The organism is Mesobacillus selenatarsenatis SF-1, assembly GCF_000813125.1.
Lineage (GTDB): Bacteria > Bacillota > Bacilli > Bacillales > Cytobacillaceae > Mesobacillus > Mesobacillus selenatarsenatis.
In genome coordinates, this window is sequence record NZ_BASE01000041.1 from 1 (window position 1) to 18,201 (window position 18,201).

The 18,201-nt window shown below is 42.4% G+C and carries 21 protein-coding genes and 1 riboswitch; of the genes, 14 read left to right on the forward strand and 7 right to left on the reverse strand.

Annotated features, from left to right (window positions below; genetic code table 11):
- The first annotated feature begins 210 nt into the window (after positions 1-210).
- Positions 211-1,794, forward strand: a complete 1,584-nt coding sequence (locus TY49_RS08885; RefSeq protein WP_232310422.1) for a PAS domain-containing sensor histidine kinase — start codon at positions 211-213, stop codon at positions 1,792-1,794.
- A 364-nt stretch (positions 1,795-2,158) separates the two neighbouring features.
- Complete coding sequence (locus tag TY49_RS08890; protein WP_041965560.1) at positions 2,159-2,743, forward strand: DUF2087 domain-containing protein; 585 nt, start codon at positions 2,159-2,161, stop codon at positions 2,741-2,743.
- A gap of 64 nt (positions 2,744-2,807) precedes the next feature.
- Here TY49_RS08890 and TY49_RS08895 read toward each other — a convergent pair whose 3' ends face one another.
- On the reverse strand, positions 2,808-3,590 hold the full coding sequence (locus TY49_RS08895; protein ID WP_041965625.1) for a carbon-nitrogen family hydrolase: 783 nt from the start codon (positions 3,588-3,590) through the stop codon (positions 2,808-2,810).
- A 127-nt stretch (positions 3,591-3,717) separates the two neighbouring features.
- On the opposite strand from TY49_RS08895, the gene TY49_RS08900 reads away from it, so the two are divergent.
- The gene (locus tag TY49_RS08900) at positions 3,718-4,887 is read left to right on the forward strand and encodes a pyridoxal phosphate-dependent aminotransferase (protein ID WP_041965561.1); all 1,170 of its coding nucleotides are present in this window, start codon (positions 3,718-3,720) and stop codon (positions 4,885-4,887) included.
- Positions 4,888-4,973: 86 nt separating this feature from the next.
- Positions 4,974-5,083: riboswitch (SAM riboswitch) on the forward strand.
- A 119-nt stretch (positions 5,084-5,202) separates the two neighbouring features.
- Here the strand turns inward: TY49_RS08900 and TY49_RS24595 are convergent.
- The gene (locus tag TY49_RS24595) at positions 5,203-5,340 is read right to left on the reverse strand and encodes a hypothetical protein (RefSeq protein WP_156972643.1); all 138 of its coding nucleotides are present in this window, start codon (positions 5,338-5,340) and stop codon (positions 5,203-5,205) included.
- Between the two features lie 127 nt (positions 5,341-5,467).
- Between TY49_RS24595 and mtnW the strand changes: the two genes are divergently transcribed.
- The 9 genes from mtnW to TY49_RS08945 all read left to right on the forward strand — a co-directional run bounded on the left by mtnW (position 5,468) and on the right by TY49_RS08945 (position 12,908).
- On the forward strand, positions 5,468-6,691 hold the full coding sequence (gene mtnW, locus TY49_RS08905) for a 2,3-diketo-5-methylthiopentyl-1-phosphate enolase (protein WP_041965562.1): 1,224 nt from the start codon (positions 5,468-5,470) through the stop codon (positions 6,689-6,691).
- Positions 6,688-7,350 (forward strand): 2-hydroxy-3-keto-5-methylthiopentenyl-1-phosphate phosphatase, encoded by a 663-nt coding sequence (locus tag TY49_RS08910; protein ID WP_041965563.1) that lies wholly within the window; start codon positions 6,688-6,690, stop codon positions 7,348-7,350. Before mtnW ends, TY49_RS08910 begins: the two co-directional genes overlap by 4 nt.
- Positions 7,347-7,982, forward strand: coding sequence for a methylthioribulose 1-phosphate dehydratase (locus TY49_RS08915; RefSeq protein WP_041965564.1), 636 nt, complete (start codon positions 7,347-7,349; stop codon positions 7,980-7,982). The genes TY49_RS08910 and TY49_RS08915 overlap by 4 nt, the downstream gene beginning before the upstream one ends.
- 63 nt (positions 7,983-8,045) lie before the next feature.
- Entirely contained in the window at positions 8,046-8,579 is a 534-nt protein-coding gene (locus TY49_RS08920; protein ID WP_041965565.1) for a 1,2-dihydroxy-3-keto-5-methylthiopentene dioxygenase, read from the forward strand.
- A 155-nt stretch (positions 8,580-8,734) separates the two neighbouring features.
- Entirely contained in the window at positions 8,735-8,980 is a 246-nt protein-coding gene (locus TY49_RS08925; protein ID WP_041965566.1) for an aspartyl-phosphate phosphatase Spo0E family protein, read from the forward strand.
- 476 nt (positions 8,981-9,456) lie between these two features.
- Positions 9,457-10,284: an electron transfer flavoprotein subunit beta/FixA family protein gene (locus TY49_RS08930; RefSeq protein WP_041965567.1), complete on the forward strand. Its 828-nt coding sequence runs from the start codon at positions 9,457-9,459 to the stop codon at positions 10,282-10,284.
- Between the two features lie 26 nt (positions 10,285-10,310).
- Entirely contained in the window at positions 10,311-11,336 is a 1,026-nt protein-coding gene (locus tag TY49_RS08935; RefSeq protein WP_041965568.1) for an electron transfer flavoprotein subunit alpha/FixB family protein, read from the forward strand.
- On the forward strand, positions 11,329-12,624 hold the full coding sequence (locus tag TY49_RS08940; protein WP_041965569.1) for an FAD-dependent oxidoreductase: 1,296 nt from the start codon (positions 11,329-11,331) through the stop codon (positions 12,622-12,624). Before TY49_RS08935 ends, TY49_RS08940 begins: the two co-directional genes overlap by 8 nt.
- Positions 12,624-12,908: a ferredoxin family protein gene (locus tag TY49_RS08945; RefSeq protein ID WP_023615122.1), complete on the forward strand. Its 285-nt coding sequence runs from the start codon at positions 12,624-12,626 to the stop codon at positions 12,906-12,908. The genes TY49_RS08940 and TY49_RS08945 overlap by 1 nt, the downstream gene beginning before the upstream one ends.
- A gap of 290 nt (positions 12,909-13,198) precedes the next feature.
- Here the strand turns inward: TY49_RS08945 and TY49_RS08950 are convergent, their stop codons facing one another.
- A complete protein-coding gene (locus TY49_RS08950; RefSeq protein WP_041965570.1) occupies positions 13,199-13,534 on the reverse strand; it encodes a hypothetical protein in 336 nt (111 codons plus the stop codon).
- A 216-nt stretch (positions 13,535-13,750) separates the two neighbouring features.
- Here TY49_RS08950 and TY49_RS08955 point away from each other — a divergent pair, with 216 nt between their 5' ends.
- Positions 13,751-14,278: a hemerythrin domain-containing protein gene (locus TY49_RS08955; RefSeq protein WP_052442140.1), complete on the forward strand. Its 528-nt coding sequence runs from the start codon at positions 13,751-13,753 to the stop codon at positions 14,276-14,278.
- 52 nt (positions 14,279-14,330) lie between these two features.
- On the opposite strand, the gene TY49_RS08960 is transcribed toward TY49_RS08955, so the two are convergent.
- Together TY49_RS08960 and TY49_RS08965 are read right to left on the reverse strand one after the other, a co-directional pair.
- Complete coding sequence (locus tag TY49_RS08960) at positions 14,331-14,525, reverse strand: hypothetical protein (protein ID WP_023615119.1); 195 nt, start codon at positions 14,523-14,525, stop codon at positions 14,331-14,333.
- A 166-nt stretch (positions 14,526-14,691) separates the two neighbouring features.
- A complete protein-coding gene (locus tag TY49_RS08965) occupies positions 14,692-15,927 on the reverse strand; it encodes an MFS transporter (RefSeq protein ID WP_041965571.1) in 1,236 nt (411 codons plus the stop codon).
- A 141-nt stretch (positions 15,928-16,068) separates the two neighbouring features.
- Here TY49_RS08965 and TY49_RS08970 point away from each other — a divergent pair, with 141 nt between their 5' ends.
- Positions 16,069-17,061 carry a phosphotransferase enzyme family protein gene (locus TY49_RS08970; RefSeq protein WP_041965572.1) on the forward strand — a complete coding sequence of 331 codons (993 nt, stop codon included), beginning with the start codon at positions 16,069-16,071 and terminating at the stop codon, positions 17,059-17,061.
- Here the strand turns inward: TY49_RS08970 and TY49_RS08975 are convergent.
- Positions 17,058-17,243, reverse strand: a complete 186-nt coding sequence (locus TY49_RS08975) for a hypothetical protein (RefSeq protein WP_041965573.1) — start codon at positions 17,241-17,243, stop codon at positions 17,058-17,060. The two genes, TY49_RS08970 and TY49_RS08975, sit on opposite strands and share 4 nt — an antisense overlap.
- A gap of 221 nt (positions 17,244-17,464) precedes the next feature.
- The gene (locus TY49_RS08980) at positions 17,465-18,199 is read right to left on the reverse strand and encodes a TPM domain-containing protein (protein WP_041965574.1); all 735 of its coding nucleotides are present in this window, start codon (positions 18,197-18,199) and stop codon (positions 17,465-17,467) included.
- Between the last annotated feature and the right edge of the window lie 2 nt (positions 18,200-18,201).

Sequence of the window (18,201 nt, forward strand, 5' to 3'; positions counted from 1 at the left end):
GATACCCTTATGCAGCTGATTGTGCCGCTATAAGGGTACCATTCGCCAAGAAAGATACCCTTATGCAGCAGTTGGGTCCACCATTAGGGTACCATTCGTTTATCTGAAAATTTTGCAGGATCAGCAGGAAATAATCTCGATTTAAAAGGGATTTTTACCATCTATGTAGAAATTACTAGAAAAATGGGAATCCGACAAGGAGGCTTTCTGGTGAGTAGTGCTAACATAGCTGATGAGATTAAGGCACTGAAAGAGAAAATAGCCGCTTTAGAACGAGAAAATTCCTCTTTAATAGAGTGGAAGAATAAGCATCAGCGGACAGCCACTGACTGTTCTGTTCAAATGGTCCCAGCTGACGGTCCAGCAAAAAGTTTTGATGAAAGATTTATTAAAGACGATGGTTTGTTAAAAAACTTATTCCTCGAAACATTGGATGGAATTGTGTTTTGGGGCAAGTGTGGACGAATCATTGCTGCTAACGAAGCAACCTGCAAGATTTTCGGACTCACTAATGAAGAGATGTTAAAGCATAAAATTTCGGACTTCATTTATCAAAAAGATGAGAAATATAGCGAGATGAAACAAATTATCAATGAAAAAGGCGCGCTGCGCGATGAAGCGTTTTTTCTGCTGCCAAGTGGAGAAACGAGACTGCTGGAATTTACTGTTAAGCTCAATGCGGGCGACGGCTATCATATGACTATTGTTCGTGACGCAAGTGAGCGTTACCATATGGAACAAAAGCTTCGGAAAAGCGAAGAGCGATTTCGGAGGATTTTTGAGGGCTCGATTGAGGGAATGATTCTTTGGGATGAAAATTGCCAACACTATGAAATCAACCCCTCTGGCATGGCAAAACTGGAATTGAAGCCGGAAGACCTGGAGGAGAAAAACTTTCGGAAGCTTTTCATGAATCTTGGGCTTTCAGAAGAATTAATCGATGAAAAGGTGCAAGCACTGCTTCGAAAAGGCAGGCTAGATGGAAGAATTACCATTCCGTATGAAGAAGGCAGGATGAAGCACTTTGAATACACTGTCAAACACCAATTAATAGACAGCTTGAATCTTATTGTTTTCAGGAATATCACTGAAAAAATAGAGATGGAAGCCCAGCTCCATAAATCAGATACGCTTAATATGCTGGGAGAGCTGGCAGCGGGTATTGCCCATGAAATCCGCAATCCAATGACTGCGCTAAAAGGGTTCATCCAGCTGCTCGAAAATAGTACAGGCGATGCGTATTCGTTATACTTCCAGGTAATCAAGACTGAACTCCAAAGAATCGACTCGATCATCAACGAGTTCCTGATTTTGGCTAAACCTCAGTCAATAAAATATGAGAATACCGATATTTCAAAAATAATGAATGAGACGGCGGCCCTTCTTACTGCGCAGGCTGTGCTACATGATGTGCAAATTAAAACTTTATATGACGATGATTTGCCAAAAATCCTGTGTGAACCTAATCAACTAAAGAAGGTCTTTATCAATATTATAAAAAACGCGATAGAAGTGATGCCTAAGGGCGGCTTAGTTAGTGTGACGGTCAGCCAGGCACCAGGAAACAGGATACATATATGCATCCAGGATGAAGGAGAAGGAATTCCTGCTGAAAAGATCAAAAAGCTTGGAGAACCTTTTTACACAACCAAGGAAAGAGGAACAGGCCTCGGGTTGATGGTTACCTTCAAAATCATTGAAGAACATGGTGGCACAATTGAAATTGAGAGCAAGGTCGGGGACGGAACAAACTTTCATATTTATTTGCCAATAACCAGGGAAATGTCTGATTAAATTAAATCAGGCGTTTTTTTTGATAAAGGCTGTTTTCGTAAAGATTATTGTTAAAATCCTAAAGCCGATTTTAACGTAATATTAAGCCATTTTGTAGGTCGGTATTAGGTTTGCATGCTCTTTTCTCATATAAAGAATCAACTTTGCGAATAAAAATGGGGCATTCAGTCCTATTTTGTAGTCAAAAGCACCAAAGATTGAGAAAAGAGCCTTGATAAAAGCTTTGTTGGAAACAGTCTCTAAAACCTAACGCAGTAATTTCTTTTAAAAAATTTTTTCTCATTTTCCTTTTAAAATAATGAAGAATGTATTATATTAGATATATAACTAATTAGATTAATATCTAATCGAGTGGAGTGGTTTAATGCAACTGGATAAAATTGTTGCTTTTCATAAAGCAATGGGGGACCCAACAAGGTTAAGAATAGTGGCTTTGCTTGCAAACGGGCCGCTTCATGGCCAGGCAATTGCCGGAAAACTAGGCCTTACCCCGCCGACAATCACACATCATATCAAGAAATTGCGGGATATCAATGTGATCTTCGAGCGCAGGGATAAAAACACGATATATTTTCACTTAAATGAGTCATTAATCAAGCAACAGGCAAAAACACTTGGCAAGTTAATTGAGAAAAAGGAAGGGGAGGTGGAAGCAATGGTACAACAGAATATCGAAAGACAAAAGGTTATTGAGAATTTCTTTACAAAAGACGGTAAATTAAAGAACATCCCGGCGCAACGGAAGAAGAAGCTGATGGTATTCGAATATATGGTCCGAGGGTTGAAAGCCGGAAAAAAATATCCAGAAAAGGAACTGAACGAATATATTACAAAGTTCCATGAGGATTATGCGACAATCAGGAGGGAATTCATCATCAATCATTACATGTATCGTGAAAATGCGATATATGAATTGAACCCTGAAGAGATGTGGGCTAAACCGGAATGATTTAAAATACACACAGTTAAAACCGCCTCAGGATTGTTCTGGGGCGGTTTTCCTGTGATATAAACTAATATAATTCTGGCCGGCGGTCGGCGAAGATGGGAATCTTGCTTCTTGCTTCCTTAACCTCGTCAAGATCGATTTCTGCCAGAAGGATCTCCTCACCTTCTCCACCTTCTGCAATCACGTCACCCCATGGGCCAATGACCATGGAATGGCCAGCGAATTTATTGTTAGGGTCTGAGCCGGCCCGGTTGCAGGCTACAACAAAGCATTGGTTCTCAATCGCACGGGCGATGAGCAATGCTCGCCAGTGTTCTAAGCGCTGGATTGGCCATTCAGCAACAACAAACATCGCTTCGGCTCCATGGAGTGCATGGGCACGGACCCATTCGGGGAACCGAATATCATAGCAAATCAGCCCGGCGAATTTGTGGCCATCTAAAGAAAATACCCCTTTTTCCTTTCCAGCAGCCAGGTATAGATGTTCATCCATTAGCTTGAATAAGTGGAGCTTGCTGTATATTCCTGCCTGCTCACCATTTTTGTCGAATACAAGCAGTGTATTCTCAATGCCTGCTTCGGTTTTATTGGCAACCGAGCCGCCAATAAAATGGGAATTGTATTTCTCAGCTGCATCCTTGAAAAACACTTTGGCTTCTTGTGCTTCTTCTTCTGCAGTGTCTTTTAAATTATCGAGATCATATCCGGTAGTCCAGAGCTCGGGAAGGACAATGATATCAGGATTTTGAGCATTTGCCTGGTGAATCAGGTCGGAGGCTTTTTTGTAATTTTGTTCAGGATTCCCAAAGGCAATGTCCATTTGCAGGCATGCTATTTTATATTTCATCATTCATCACCGCCATACTTTCTGAAAATTATATCTTTACAAGTTACTATTTACGTTATATCATTTGTGACTAGAATTTCAAATAAATATTTTTAATTACTAATATATTTCCTAAGCAGGTGAGAAAATGGAATTTACACAATCAGATTTGCTTAAAAGCCTGCCCAAGCAGTTCTTTGCTTCACTCGTGCAAAAAGTGGGTGCATATACTGAAAAAGGGGCAGACGTTATAAATCTTGGACAGGGCAACCCTGACCAACCGACACCTCAGCACATCGTTGAAAAGTTGAAGCAAGCTGGAGAAAATCCGGCTAATCATAAATATTCGCCCTTCAGGGGATTGAGCTCGTTAAAAGAAGCTGCAGCAGCATTTTATAAAAGGGAATATGGAGTCAATCTAGATCCAGAAGAGGAAATTGCCATCCTATTCGGCGGCAAGGCTGGCCTGGTTGAAATTCCTCAATGCCTGTTGAATCCTGGGGACACAATTCTTGTTCCTGACCCGGGTTATCCTGACTACTTATCTGGAGTCGAACTTGCAAAGGCGAAGATGGTGACAATGCCACTGAGAGAAGAGAATGACTTTCTGCCTAATTATGCTGAAATAAGTGCAGAGGATTTGGATCAAGCAAAACTGATGTTTCTCAACTATCCAAATAATCCTACAGGCGCAGTGGCACATCAGGAATTTTTTGATCAGACAATTGAGCTGGCACGAAGATATGAAATTTGTGTTGTCCACGATTTCGCGTATGGAGCGATTGGCTTCGACGGGAAGAGACCGCAAAGCTTTTTACAGTCAGAGGGTGCCAAAGACGTAGGTATCGAGATTTATACGCTCTCGAAAACGTATAATATGGCTGGATGGCGTGTTGGCTTTGCAGCGGGGAACAAGAGCGTGATTGCCGCAATTAACTTGCTTCAGGACCATATGTATGTTAGCTTGTTTGGTGCTGTCCAGGAAGCTGCAGCAGAAGCTTTGCTAGGACCGCAGGAATGTGTTGCTGAGTTAAATGATTTATACGAATCAAGAAGAAATGTCCTTATTCACGGTCTGAAAAATATTGGCTGGCACGTCACTGCTCCAAAAGGATCGTTTTTTGCCTGGCTCAAGGTTCCTGAACAATTCACTTCGGTTGAATTCGCGGATTTCTTGCTTGAAAAAGCACATATTGCAGTTGCGCCAGGTGTAGGATTTGGAGAACATGGAGAAGGCTTTGTGAGGGTTGGCTTGCTGAGCTCGGAGGAAAGATTGCAAGAAGCAGTCAGCAGAATTGAAAGCTTGGAAATTTTTTAAAAAATAGTTGACATTGATTTATGAACCTGACATAATCCTAATTAATAAATTCACTTTAACCAATTAAATAACTTGATTAAATTATTTTCTTATCAAGAGCAGGCGGAGGGACGAGCCCGATGAAGCCCGGCAACCGATCCAGCATACTATGCTGGGCACGGTGCTAATTCTTGCAGCGAAAGCTGAAAGATGAGAAGAGTTTAGTGTATTTTCTAACCTCTTCTTTGTGAAGAGGTTTTTTTATTGATTTTTTGTACTTTGATTAATATCTAGCTCCAGCGCCTAGCCCCTCGATCGTTTGTCTAGTGTCGCCTCCTAGAAACTCCGAAACTTCAACTCCGCCGGCAGAAGCAAAAAGCGCTTCTTTGTCGGAGTCTCCAGTTTCTGTGTTTCTGGACAGTCGGCTATACTTTTCGATTTCGGTCCGCCAATGAAGTCAAAGAACGACTTCACTGGTCGGCCCTCCGAGGCACACGATGTGCTAGACCCGCCAGCCACAGGACGTGGCGTTTTAGGCGGGCAACGCTTGTCGGGGCTGGACAAGGCGCTTGCGCTTCTCTAACTGAAAGGATTGATCTACATGAGTGAAATTACAGCGACATATATAGTCCACGATGCTAAACATAATCCAGAGAAAAAAGCAGAGGGGATTGCGCTTGGTTTGACAGTGGGATCCTGGACGGATTTGCCTGAATTGGACCAAAAACAATTAAAAAAACATAAGGGAAGAGTTGTTTCTGTAGAAGGTTCTGGCCTGGACACCAATTCAGAAACAGTGGCTACAATTAAAATCGCTTATCCTGCCATCAATTTCTCACCGGACCTGCCAGCCATTCTGACAACTGTATTTGGAAAACTATCGCTTGATGGCAAGGTAAAGCTGGTAGACCTTGATTTCGGAAATGAATTGAAAAAGGAATTCCCGGGTCCGCGCTTTGGAATTGAGGGAATCAGGAGAAAGCTTGGTGTCTATGACCGGCCATTGCTTATGAGCATCTTCAAGGGTGTCATCGGACGTGACATGGAGTTTCTGTTAAAGCAGCTAAAAGAACAGAGCCTTGGAGGAGTTGATTTGATCAAGGATGATGAAATCCTGTTTGAAAATGAACTTACTCCTTTTGAAAAGAGAATCGCTCTTGGGAAACAGGTTCTCGATGAAGTATATGAATCTACTGGACACAGAACCTTATATGCTGCCAACCTGACAGGAAGAACCACACAGCTTAGGGATAAAGCGAGAAGAGCGGCTGAGCTTGGAGCCGACGCCCTGTTGTTCAATGTGTTCGCCTACGGTTTGGATGTCTTGCAGGAACTTAGGGAAGATGACGAAATCGGTATTCCGATCATGGCTCACCCGGCTGTAAGTGGTGCGTTAACTTCAGCTGTAGAATATGGATTTTCACATTCTTTGCTTCTGGGAAAATTACTCCGCTATGCCGGAGCAGACTTCTCGCTGTTCCCGTCACCTTATGGAAGTGTGGCTCTCGAAAAGCAGCAGGCTATATCAATAGCCGAGGCACTGACTGCTGTGGATCAATTCAAAACGACATTCCCGGTTCCATCAGCAGGTATCCATCCAGGAATGGTGCCATTGCTTGTAAGAGATTTCGGAGTAGATTCAATCATTAATGCGGGTGGTGGCGTACATGGCCATCCTGGTGGAGCACAAGGGGGCGGCAAGGCATTCAGGCAGGCAATTGAAACAGTTCTTCAAGGAAAAACGCTTGAAGAGGGCGCACATGAGCAAGAAGAGTTAAAAATTGCTATAGGTCTTTGGGGTTCAGCCGAGGCGGTGGAAAAATGAGCCAGCCAGTGATTTTTTGTGACTTCGACGGAACAGTAACCGAAAAGGACAATATCATCGCGATCATGAATGAATTTGGCCCTGAAGGATGGGATGAACTAAAGGAAGCGGTGCTTGATCGCACCATTTCCATAAGGGAAGGCGTGGGGAAAATGTTTTCCCTCCTTCCCGCCCACCTTAGAGAAGAAATCATTGAGTTTGCCGTCAAGAATGCAAGGATACGCCCTGGTTTTCAGGAATTTCTGGATTACGCCAGTGAAGAAGGAATCCCTGTATACATCGTAAGCGGTGGAATTGACTTTTTCATAGAACCTATCATTCAACAATTTGGCCCAATTGCAGGAGTTTACTGTAACAGTTCTGATTTTTCAGGAAATACAATCAAAATTAAATGGCCGAACAGCTGCGATCAACAATGTTCAAATGATTGCGGCTGCTGCAAACCATCCATCATGAGAAAGTTAGAACAAAGCGGAGATTATAAAATCGTCATTGGTGACTCCGTTACCGATCTGGAAGCCGCAAAACAAGCAGACTTGGTGCTGGCGAGAGATTACTTGAAGGATAAATGTGAAGAGTGGGAGATTCGGCATCTATCATTTGAAACATTTTATGACTGTATTGAAGCTCTTAAATCTGAAATAGGGGTGAAAGGATGAGCATTTTAGAATCGAAGTGGGAAGAACTGGCGGATGTAAAGGCTGAACTGGCTGAGCGTGATTGGTTTATGGGAACGAGCGGGAACCTTGCGATTAAAGTGAACAGCGACCCAGTGCAATTCCTTGTGACGGCGAGTGGAAAGGATAAGCGGAAAAGAACTGATGAGGACTTTTTGCTTGTTGACCTATTCGGCCGTCCAGTGGAGGACACGCATTTGAAGCCTTCTGCTGAAACATTGCTCCATGTAGAGGTATACAGGAAGACAAACGCTGGATGCAGCCTCCATGTCCATACGATTGATAACAATGTCATCTCCGAGGTTTATGGAGACAGGGGCGAGGTGCAATTCCAGGGACAGGAACTAATTAAGGCTTTCAACATATGGGAGGAAGATGCTGTCCTCAAAATTCCCATTATTCCAAATTATTCGCACATCCCAACCCTTGCTAAAGCATTCTCGGAGCATGTAGAAGGAGACACTGGGGCAGTTTTGATCCGTAACCATGGCATCACTGTCTGGGGAAGGAACGGATTTGAAGCTAAAAAAATTCTCGAAGCTACTGAGTTTTTATTCCGTTACCAGTTAAGATTACTCGAGCACAAACCATTCCAATTGTTCAAGGTAGTTTAAATCAGGATCTTAGAGCAATCTCATTAAGTAAATAAAAGACATTATATAAAGGGAGAGATTCACATGGCATTTATCGTAAAGCAAAACACACAGGAAAAAATTGTAGAAGAGCAGCAGGTAGAAGCATTTCTGAACGCGCAAGAAGTTATCTATGAAAAGTGGGATATCAATAAGCTGCCAGCAAACCTTCAGGAAAAGTTCCTCTTAACTGATGATGAAAAACAGCAGATTTTGGAAGCCTTCAAAGCAGAGATTGAAGACATATCTGCACGCAGAGGCTATAAAGCTCAGGACGTCATTTCACTGTCTGACAATACACCGAATCTTGACCAGCTGCTTGCAAATTTCAAGCAGGAACACCACCACACTGATGATGAAGTAAGATTCATTGTCAGCGGCCATGGAGTATTTGTCATCCAGGGCAAGGACGGAGAATTTTTTGAAGTGTTCCTGAATCCAGGAGATCTGATCTCCGTGCCTGAAAATACTCGTCATTACTTCACTCTCCAGGATGACCGCCAGGTAGTTGCGGTAAGAATTTTCGTGACAACTGAAGGCTGGGTTCCGATTTACGAAGAGGAAAAAGTCAGCCAGTAATCATGATGACCGCAAACATTGTCGAAGAAAAAAATTTTCGCGGTGAATATTGTCTTATTTTGCGAATCTATTTACAATCAAACAAGCATTTGCCATAATTCTTCAAGTAAACTTTTATTTATTTAAGGAATTAAAGTAGTAGAGGAGATATAGAAGTGTATCATTCGCAAAATACTTTGTTAAAGGAAATTGATCGCGCTAGGGAATTGATGGTGGCTGCTGCAATGGAATCTGGATACACAAGTGAGGAAACGATCTTTCGAAGCCAGGAACTAGACCGTCTAATTTATGAATATCAAACTTTATGCAAAGAGACGGAAATACAGCGGCAAAAAGCAAAAGTTTTATTTAGGCAAATGATTCTGCTGACTAAGAAACAATATATTTTAGCTCATGCGTGATAACATTCCATCATATCGAAAAAATTAGCCACTGCCAGGAAACCGGCGGTGGCTAAAATGTTTCTAAAAGAAGACTTCAATCAAATATCCCCCCAAGTTCTGTCCGGCCCTCCGCCAATAATTTAACAATTTGCTCAAATTTTCACGTGAAAGTTGCTTTGTGTGATATTTATCATATTTTAAAATTTATATTTTATATATTTTTAACATAGATAGGTTTTTATATCATCATGCGAATCACTCCATCATCATCTACAGTTCAACGCACTGCCATTGTAGACAACTATAAGTTCATCAATGTCATAACCTCATTTTTCACCATTTGAAATACAATTTTGCTTTCCACTTTTTTAATTGTTGGTACTATGCATGTAATGCGATTCATATATCGTACTACATAGCATTTTATTTTTTAACTGCCAAAGTAACCGCTTACAAGTTAATAGTTTTACATTTTGAGGAGGGGAAAAGAGAGTATGCACATTGTCGTATGTGTCAAGCAAGTGCCCGATACAAAGATCATCAAAATCAATCCTAAGACAAATACTCTGGACAGGCGAAGCGCACCAGCAATTTTGAACCCTTATGACGCACACGCTGTACAGGAAGCAGTAAAAATCAGGAATAAAACCGGCGGAACGATCTCCGTTCTTTCAATGGGACCGCCACAGGCAGTAGCAGTTATAAAGAAGAGCGTTGAAATTGGCGCAGACCTGGGATATCTAATCTCAGACAGGGCATTCGCAGGAGCAGATACCCTGGCTACAAGCTATGCGCTCTCCAAAGCGCTTGAAAAAATATCGAAGGATAATCCGATTGATCTTGTTATTTGCGGGAAGCATGCGATTGATGGGGATACTGGACAAGTAGGACCAGGAATCGCCCGCAGGCTGGATATACCGCCAATTACGAATGTTATTGAAGTTTCAGAGGTTAATAAAGAAGAAAAATATGTTCATATCAAGCGTAAGCAAATCGATGGATACGAAGTTATTCAATCACAGCTCCCTTGCTTACTCACTGTTGAAAAGGAGATTAATGACATAGAGTATGCACCGCTTACAAATATGATCAATGCAGCACGATATGAGCCAGTCATCTGGTCTGTGAATGATCTTGAGGATGTTGACAAGACACAGTTGGGATTAAAAGGATCTCCAACGATTGTTGGCAAGATGTTCAGTCCGCCAAAGCTTGAAGGCGGGAAAAGAATTGAAGGAAGCACTGATTCTCAGGTAGAACAGCTTATGGGAATTTTAATGGAAAGAAAAGATTTATTGAAAATAAAAACAGCCAACTCTTGATTCGATTTAAAAGGGGGAGTAGCAGGATGGAAGAAAACCAGGGAGTCTGGGTATTCATTGAAGTAAATGATGGAAGTATTGAAGGTGTTTCACTGGAATTACTGGGTGCGGGAAGGAAGCTTGCAGACAAGCTGGAAGTTCCGCTTTCCGGAGTAATGCTCGGGAAAGATGTCATGCCATTAGCTAATGAAGTTATCTATGCTGGTGCAGATCAAGTATATGTCGTTGATCACCCGGTCCTGAAGAATTATCGGACTGAATCATATATGAAGTGTGTCTGTACACTGGCTGAAAAATATAAGCCGGAAATCTTCCTTTATGGAGCAACGCCAAATGGAAAAGACCTGGCGAGTGCTGTTGCAACTGATTTAAGTACAGGTTTGACAGCTGATACGACAATGCTCGATGTCGATGTTGAGAAAAGATTGCTCGAGGCTAGCCGTCCTGCTTTTGGTGGAAATATCATGGCCACCATTCTATGTAAAAAGCACAGGCCGCAAATGGCAACGGTACGCCCGAAGGTGATGAAAGCCCTAGAAACCGATGAAGGCAGGAAGGGAGTCATCATCGAAGAGGAATTAGAACTTCGTGAAGAAGATATGCGCACTAAAGTGCTTAAAATTGTGAAGGACGTAACAAAAAAAGCAAGCCTTTCAGAAGCCCATGTCATCGTGGCAGGCGGAAAAGGTTTAGGAGACATCCAGGGATTCCAGCTTATTCATGAGCTTGCGGAAGTAATTGGTGCAAGTGTGGGAGGAACAAGGGATGTCGTTGAGGCAGGATGGCTGAAGCATGAGCAGCAAATTGGCCAGACTGGCGAGACTGTCACTCCGAAAATCTACTTTGCCATCGGGATCTCAGGGGCAATCCAGCATGTTGAAGGAATGAAAAACTCTGAGCTGATCATCGCGATCAACAAGGATGCGAACGCTCCAATTTTCGATGTTGCCACATATGGCATTGTCGGCGATGCATTGGAAATTGTTCCGAAATTAATCAAGCAGTTCAAAGAGCTCAGCAAAGAGAAGGGCGGGGAAATGAGCTATGTCTGAAAAATTTGATGTAATCGTCGTAGGAGCCGGTCCTGCTGGAACTTCATGTGCTTATAACTGTGCGAAAAATGGACTGAAAGTTTTGTTGATTGAGCGCGGTGAATATCCAGGCTCAAAGAACGTAATGGGTGGAGTACTTTACCGTAAACAGATGGAAGACATCATTCCGGAGTTTTGGAAGGAAGCGCCTCTCGAAAGGCCAGTTGTTGAACAGCGATTCTGGATGATGGATAAAGAATCCGTTGTCCAGTTTGGTTACAAAGGTCTTGAATGGGCAGCTGAACCATATAATAACTTTACAGTGCTGCGTGCACAATTTGACCAATGGTTCGCACAGAAAGCGGTTGAGCAGGGTGCATTATTGATAAACGAAACAGTTGTTACTGAATGTATCGTTGAAAATGGTAAGGTTATAGGAGTGCGAACCGATCGTCCTGATGGAGAGGCATATGCAGATGTTGTTGTCCTTGCAGACGGAGTCAACTCCCTGCTTTCCAAGCAGCTTGGCTTCCACAGGGAATTCCGCCCTGATGAAGTTGCCCTGACGGTTATGGAAGTAATCAATCTTCCGAAGGATAAAATCAATGACCGCTTCAATCTTGAAGGAAATCACGGTACTACGATTGAGATTTTTGGTGACTCAACAAAAGGCAACCTGGGTACGGCCTTCCTTTATACAAACAAAGAAAGTTTGAACATCGGGGTAGGAACGACACTGTCCAGTATGATCAAAGCTAAATTGAAGCCATATGAGCTGCTTGATTACCTGAAAAAACATCCAATGGTGCGTCCTTATCTTGAGGGCGGGGAATCAGCAGAATACCTGGCCCACTTGATTCCTGAGGGAGGATTCAATTCTGTGCCGAGGGTTGCCGGTAACGGTGTGCTTGTAGTCGGCGATGCCGCCCAGCTAGTTAATGCCATTCACCGTGAGGGTTCGAACATGGCGATGGCTTCAGGCCAAATGGCAGCGGAAGCCATCGTTGAGGCCAAAAAAGATGACGACTTCAGTGAGAACAGCTTGAATCGATATAAGGAAGCATTATTCGGAAGCTTTATCATTAAGGACCTTGAAAAATATAAGGATGCAGCACATACCTTTGAGACTTACCCACAATACTTCAAGGAATACCTGCCAATGATGAACAAAGCAATGAGCAAGTTCTTCACAGTCGATGGAACACCTAAGAGAGAAAAACAAAAGGAAATCATGCGCAGCGTGACGGCTGAAAAAGGAACCTTTAAGGTAATGCAAGACATCTATCGTGCCTGGAAGGCGGTGAAATAATGTCAACGACGAACATCGAGGAAAAACAATTTCTTTTAAGGTTTAAGTGTGACACGAAATCGCATCTTACAGTATTGGACCATGACGTCTGCATGACTCAGTGCCCTGACAAACTCTGTACAGTATTCTGCCCGGCTGAAGTATACAAATGGGAAGGAAAGAGGATGCAGGTAGGCTATGAAGGCTGTCACGAATGCGGCAGCTGCCGCATCGGCTGCCCATACCAAAATATCAAATGGGAATATCCAAAAGGCGGACACGGAATTGTATTCAGGCTAGCTTAATAGTTTACAAGAAGAGACTGGGGGACAGATGTTGTTCGTCGGTCTTTTTGCTGTTGTAAATGCGAAGAAAAATGAAATGAAAACGAAACCTGGTCCATTAAATGCCTGAATAATCGTGGCTTGACTAAAAGGTTCAGAAAATGTCCGGATATGACTTGAATGAGGATGAAGGGATAATACTCTTAAGAAATTGAAACTAACAATTATTCTATATTCATCATATGTAAGTTAATTCACAAATGGGTTCAAAAAAGGGTGGAGCTTTTCAAGAGAGGAATAAATGAGGGGGATTAACTGATTTTTTCTTGCTGGCACACTGCGTGAAGCTGGTCACTAAGGATCTCTTTTTCTATATTCCGCGCTGCCTCAACAGCTTCATCAAACCGATCATACAGAGTTGAAGCATATACTGGTTTGCCAGCATCATAGATTCCGGATGAATCTGATTTATATATCGTAACGTTCCAATGGTAAAATTCCCGGCCATCTTCTGGGTGGCCCTGAAGTCCAATCAGTAAATGAGTATGCAGCATGTCAGGCTGGATATCAAGGAAGGCTTTCTTGTCACTGAGCCCGGCTGGCATAAGTGCCTTTTTGTAAAAATCGCGATACAAATTATTTTGCAATGTAAATTCACTCCTTTTCCTTTAAGCTATAAATTCATTATATGTAAGGATTTATAATATTTGAAGTTTAATTGTTAAAATTTTTAGAAAGTTTAACAAAGTGTCATTCTTTCTTCACATTTTCTCAAATTTATTGTAATTGTGATTCCTATCACAACCTGGAATACGATCACTTTCTATAATGAAACTATCAAAACAAATAGGAGGCCGATTAGGATGACAGGCTGTATGAGTGGTATCAACCAGGATTCAAGTTTTACATTAAGTGCAGGTCTTCAACAATTAAAAAATGAACATCCACCTTTATTGGAGAGGCTGGCGAACCTTTTAAATATTTCAGTAAAGATTGAGGAAGGGGAGCAAATGGAGGAATACTTCTCGAAGTTGAGAGAACTGGTCATTGAGTTCCTTGCTGAGCTTGAACCGCATTCGGAGCGGGAAGAAGGCGTATTGTTTGAGATGATGGCAGTTTATATTGGCAGGGAAATGGGACCGATTGCAGTAATGGAATATGAACATGATCAGGCAAAGCGCTTCATTGGAACCTTCCTCCACAATACAAAGGATGGGACAACAGGTTTTACAAATGAGAAAATGATTGAAAATGCTCAAATGATAAAAAATGCTAACTACACACTGGTGAGCCATTTCGCTAAAGAAGAAAGCATCCTTTTCCCCATGGCAGAGAATATGTTCAGCGAGGAAGAGAAGCAAGAGCTGGCAGCGCGTATAAAAATAATTTAAAAGTAACTAAAAAGGGTGAAGCCATTAAAGCTTCACCCTTTCTGTATATAAATTAAGCTTCTGTAATCGTTACAAGCTTAATGTCTTTCGTATCGAATCTATAAAAAACATTATCTTCACCAGTGAATTCAATCTGGCCTTCTTGATCTTTTGCATCCTGGATGGCTTCTGAAATGTTTTCTACCTCGATTGGTCGTGACACTTTAAAATCTTTTTCAAAAAAATAGTTAATCTTAAACTTAGACATGATGATCTCCCTTCTTTTATCTTCATTTTCTTTTTTTCCTTAACAGGAGCATGCCTAAACATAAATATGCAAATGGAATATTTTTGTTAGGATCTTTTCGTAAACTTTGTTGCTTTCTCAACTACTTATCGCAACCTTGTTTAGACGTATCCTCGAAAAAAGCCTTCTATGAATTATTCCATTCAGCAAGTTTTTCATCTTGTGGAAGGAGCATGGTCAATATTCCGAGGAAGGGAAGGAATCCTACACTGATGATCATCAATGGCAAACCAATCAAGTCAGCAAGATACCCGAGTCCCACAGAACCAATGGCGCCCATTCCGAATGCGAGACCTACTGTCAGCCCAGCCATTGTCCCAATTTTACCGGGAACCAGCTCCTGGGCATATACCACCGTAACAGAAAAGCTCGACATCAGGATGAATCCGCTTATCGTCAGCAAAGCGAATGCAACTACATATGGCATAAATGGAATGATTGCGGAAAGTGGCGCAGTAGCGATCATCGAAAGAAAAATAATGTTTTTCTTGCCGAAACGGTCTGCGAGCGGGCCTCCGAAAAAAGTGCCGAAAGCACCTGCAACCAGGAATGCAAACAGGAAAATTTGCGCCTCCTTAATCGAAATGCCATATTTATCGATTGCATAAAATGCATAGAAGTTCGTCATACCTGAAATATACCAGGATCGGGCAAAAATCAAAAATAAAATCAGGACAAGCGCCATTTTGATATTTTTTGAAATCCCCTTGTTTACTTGTTTGCTAGATTGTTTGGCTTTGGCGGCTATTTTTTCATAATCCAATTTTCGGCTGTACCAGGCTGCGATATATAAAAGCAGACCAACGGCGATTGCAGCTACAAGCGTAAACCAAACTGCTCCGAATTGACCGAGTGGTACGAGAATGAGCGCTGTAATCAGCGGGGCAAGTGCCTGGCCGGAATTGCCCCCGACCTGATAAATGGACTGTGCCAATCCCCTGCGCGGTCCAGCTGCCATATAGGCAACCCTGGAACCTTCTGGATGGAAAACAGCTGACCCAAGACCAATGAATAAAACTGAAAGAATAACAAACTCAAAGCTCGGAGCGAATGCCAGTCCAAGAACACCGAACATCGTCGAAGTCAAACCAAGCGGAAGGGCATAAGGCATTGGCTTTTTATCGGTTGCCATCCCTATCAAAGGCTGAAGAATGGAAGAAACGATATTCAATGAAAAGGCAATCATCCCTAATTGGGTGAATGAAAGACCCATTGATTTTTCAAGTATTGGGAACATTGCAGGAATGACAGATTGGATGGAATCATTCAATAAATGTACTAACCCGATGATGAAGAGTATCTTATACGCAGTATCGTTTTGATTCTGCGGTTTCGTCCTGACGGCGGCAGCTGATTGGGTCATGATTGTCTCCTTCTAAAATTATTTCGGTTTCCTACATATCATTTTACAAAAAAGTCACGAGATAAAAATAGCTTTTCTATTGAAATATATGGTCTAATATAATTTAGAAAATACAGATTATTTAACTAGGGGGACAACCGTATGGAAAAAGCTGTGAGTTCATTGATGACCCAGGAGATTTTACACAATTTTTTGGAGCGTTTCGGCTTGGAGAGAGAAGTTAAAAAGCTTGGTGATTTTGAGAATTATGTTTATGAAACTTATATTAATGGTCATCCCTATATAATGAGGCTTACGCATAGTTCCCACAGGAGCAAGGATGAGGTTCTGTCCGAATTGGACTGGATGAGGCATTTAAACAGCAAAGGTCTGTCTGTCCCAGAAGTTTTTCCCTCGACACGAGGATACCTTGTAGAAGAAATTCTGGCAGCAGATAATAGTGGGTTTTATGGCTGCTTATATGCAAAGGCAAGGGGGAAGGCAGTCAGTGTCCGTTCTGATGAATATAATGGGGAGCTGTTCAAGAAATGGGGGGAAACGACAGGAAGGATGCATCATGCCACAAAATCCTATAAGCCGTCTTCGGGCATAAAAGCACGCAGCAGCTGGGATGAGGACGAACTTCTATCAGTTGAAAAATATTATCCTTCTGACGAGGGGGTGTTAATAGAAAACGCGAATGAAGTGATTGCCGCGATTTCAGCTTTACCGAAAAATGTGGATAATTACGGCATCATCCATGGTGATATTCATTCCGGTAATTTTTTTTATGATGGAGAACTGATTCACGTATTCGACTTCGATGATGCGAGTTACCATTGGTTCGCTTCAGATATTGCGATCCCTCTGTACTATTCAATCATATATCGAATCCCTGCCAGCGAGGAAGAAGAGCGTAGCCGCTTTGGGAAGTTATTTCTAGAGGCTTTTATCGAAGGATACCAAAAAGAGAACCAGCTGCCAGAAGGCTGGAATGAGCAAGTCCCATTGTTTTTGATGCTTCGGGATATTCTTCTATACGCAGTCCTACATAAAAAAATCGCCCCAGAGGACAGGGACGAAAAATTACAGGTGATGATGGAGGAAATCGCAGACAGAATCAGGAACAAAAAGCCGATTGTGAATATCGATTAAGGGTTTCGATTGTTTCTTTTATGAACGGTATAAAGTAAATAGGTTCCACTCAATAGAAGAATGACCAACAGGAAGAAGAAAAAGAAACCAATTTCATCAATTAGCGTACTTAGATAGGCAATCAGAGCAATATCTGTGATTATAGAGATAATCAGAAAGTAGCGGATATATTGCGGGTACATGTATTCTCACCTGCTTTTATTTTCTATTATGTATGTTTATGGAATATGTAATACAAACACACCAGAGCAATTTGCTGCTGGTGTGTTTGTTTTGAAGATGGGGATATATTTTTCCTTGTAAAATGTCCAGCTCCTTCGCTAGTCGGGGCTGACCAAGGCGCTTCTGCTATTCTTTGTCCAACTCCAGCGCCTAGCCCCTCGAGACGCTTCTGCTTTTCTTATTACCAACCGCGGCTGGCACCTCCCCCTCCGGATGAGCCGCCGCCACCTCCACGCGGACCGCCACCACCGCCGCCTCTCGAAATGATCGATAACAACAGGTAGGTAAGGGTGCCTCCGAAGAACATAAAATCGAGGACCACGACGCCGATTACGATGATAATGAGCAGCCAGGACGGTATAGGCAAGTCCTGCTGCTGCTTGACATCACGCGGAGCACCCCCGAATTCATTTGTACCTGAGACTTCGTTGGCAAGCGCTTGGTACGTATTCATGACAGCAAGGTTTGGCTGGTCATTTTGCAAATGTGGAATCGCATATTCATCAAGGATTCGCCCAGATTTGCCGTCGGGGATAGTTCCCTCAAGTCCATAACCAACTTCGATCCTGATTTTCTTTTCCTGCATAGCAATTACTAGCAGCACGCCATTATCGTTTTCTTCCGTTCCAAGCCCAAATTTACGGTAAGCTTCGACAGAGTATTCTTCTATGCTTGACTCACCGATCGAGTCAACGGTAAGGACCGCAATCTGGGAAGTAGTCTGGTCGTCAATCGATCTTCCAATGTTTTTTAATTGTATTTCCTCATTCTCGCTTAAAACATTAGCGAAATCCTGGACATAAATATCACCAACTGGGTCAGGTATCTCATTTGGTGCCGCGATTGCCCCGGCCGGAAGCAGCAATAGCAGGATGCCAAGTATTGCAGCAAGGCCAGGGAATCTTTTTTGGTTCATCG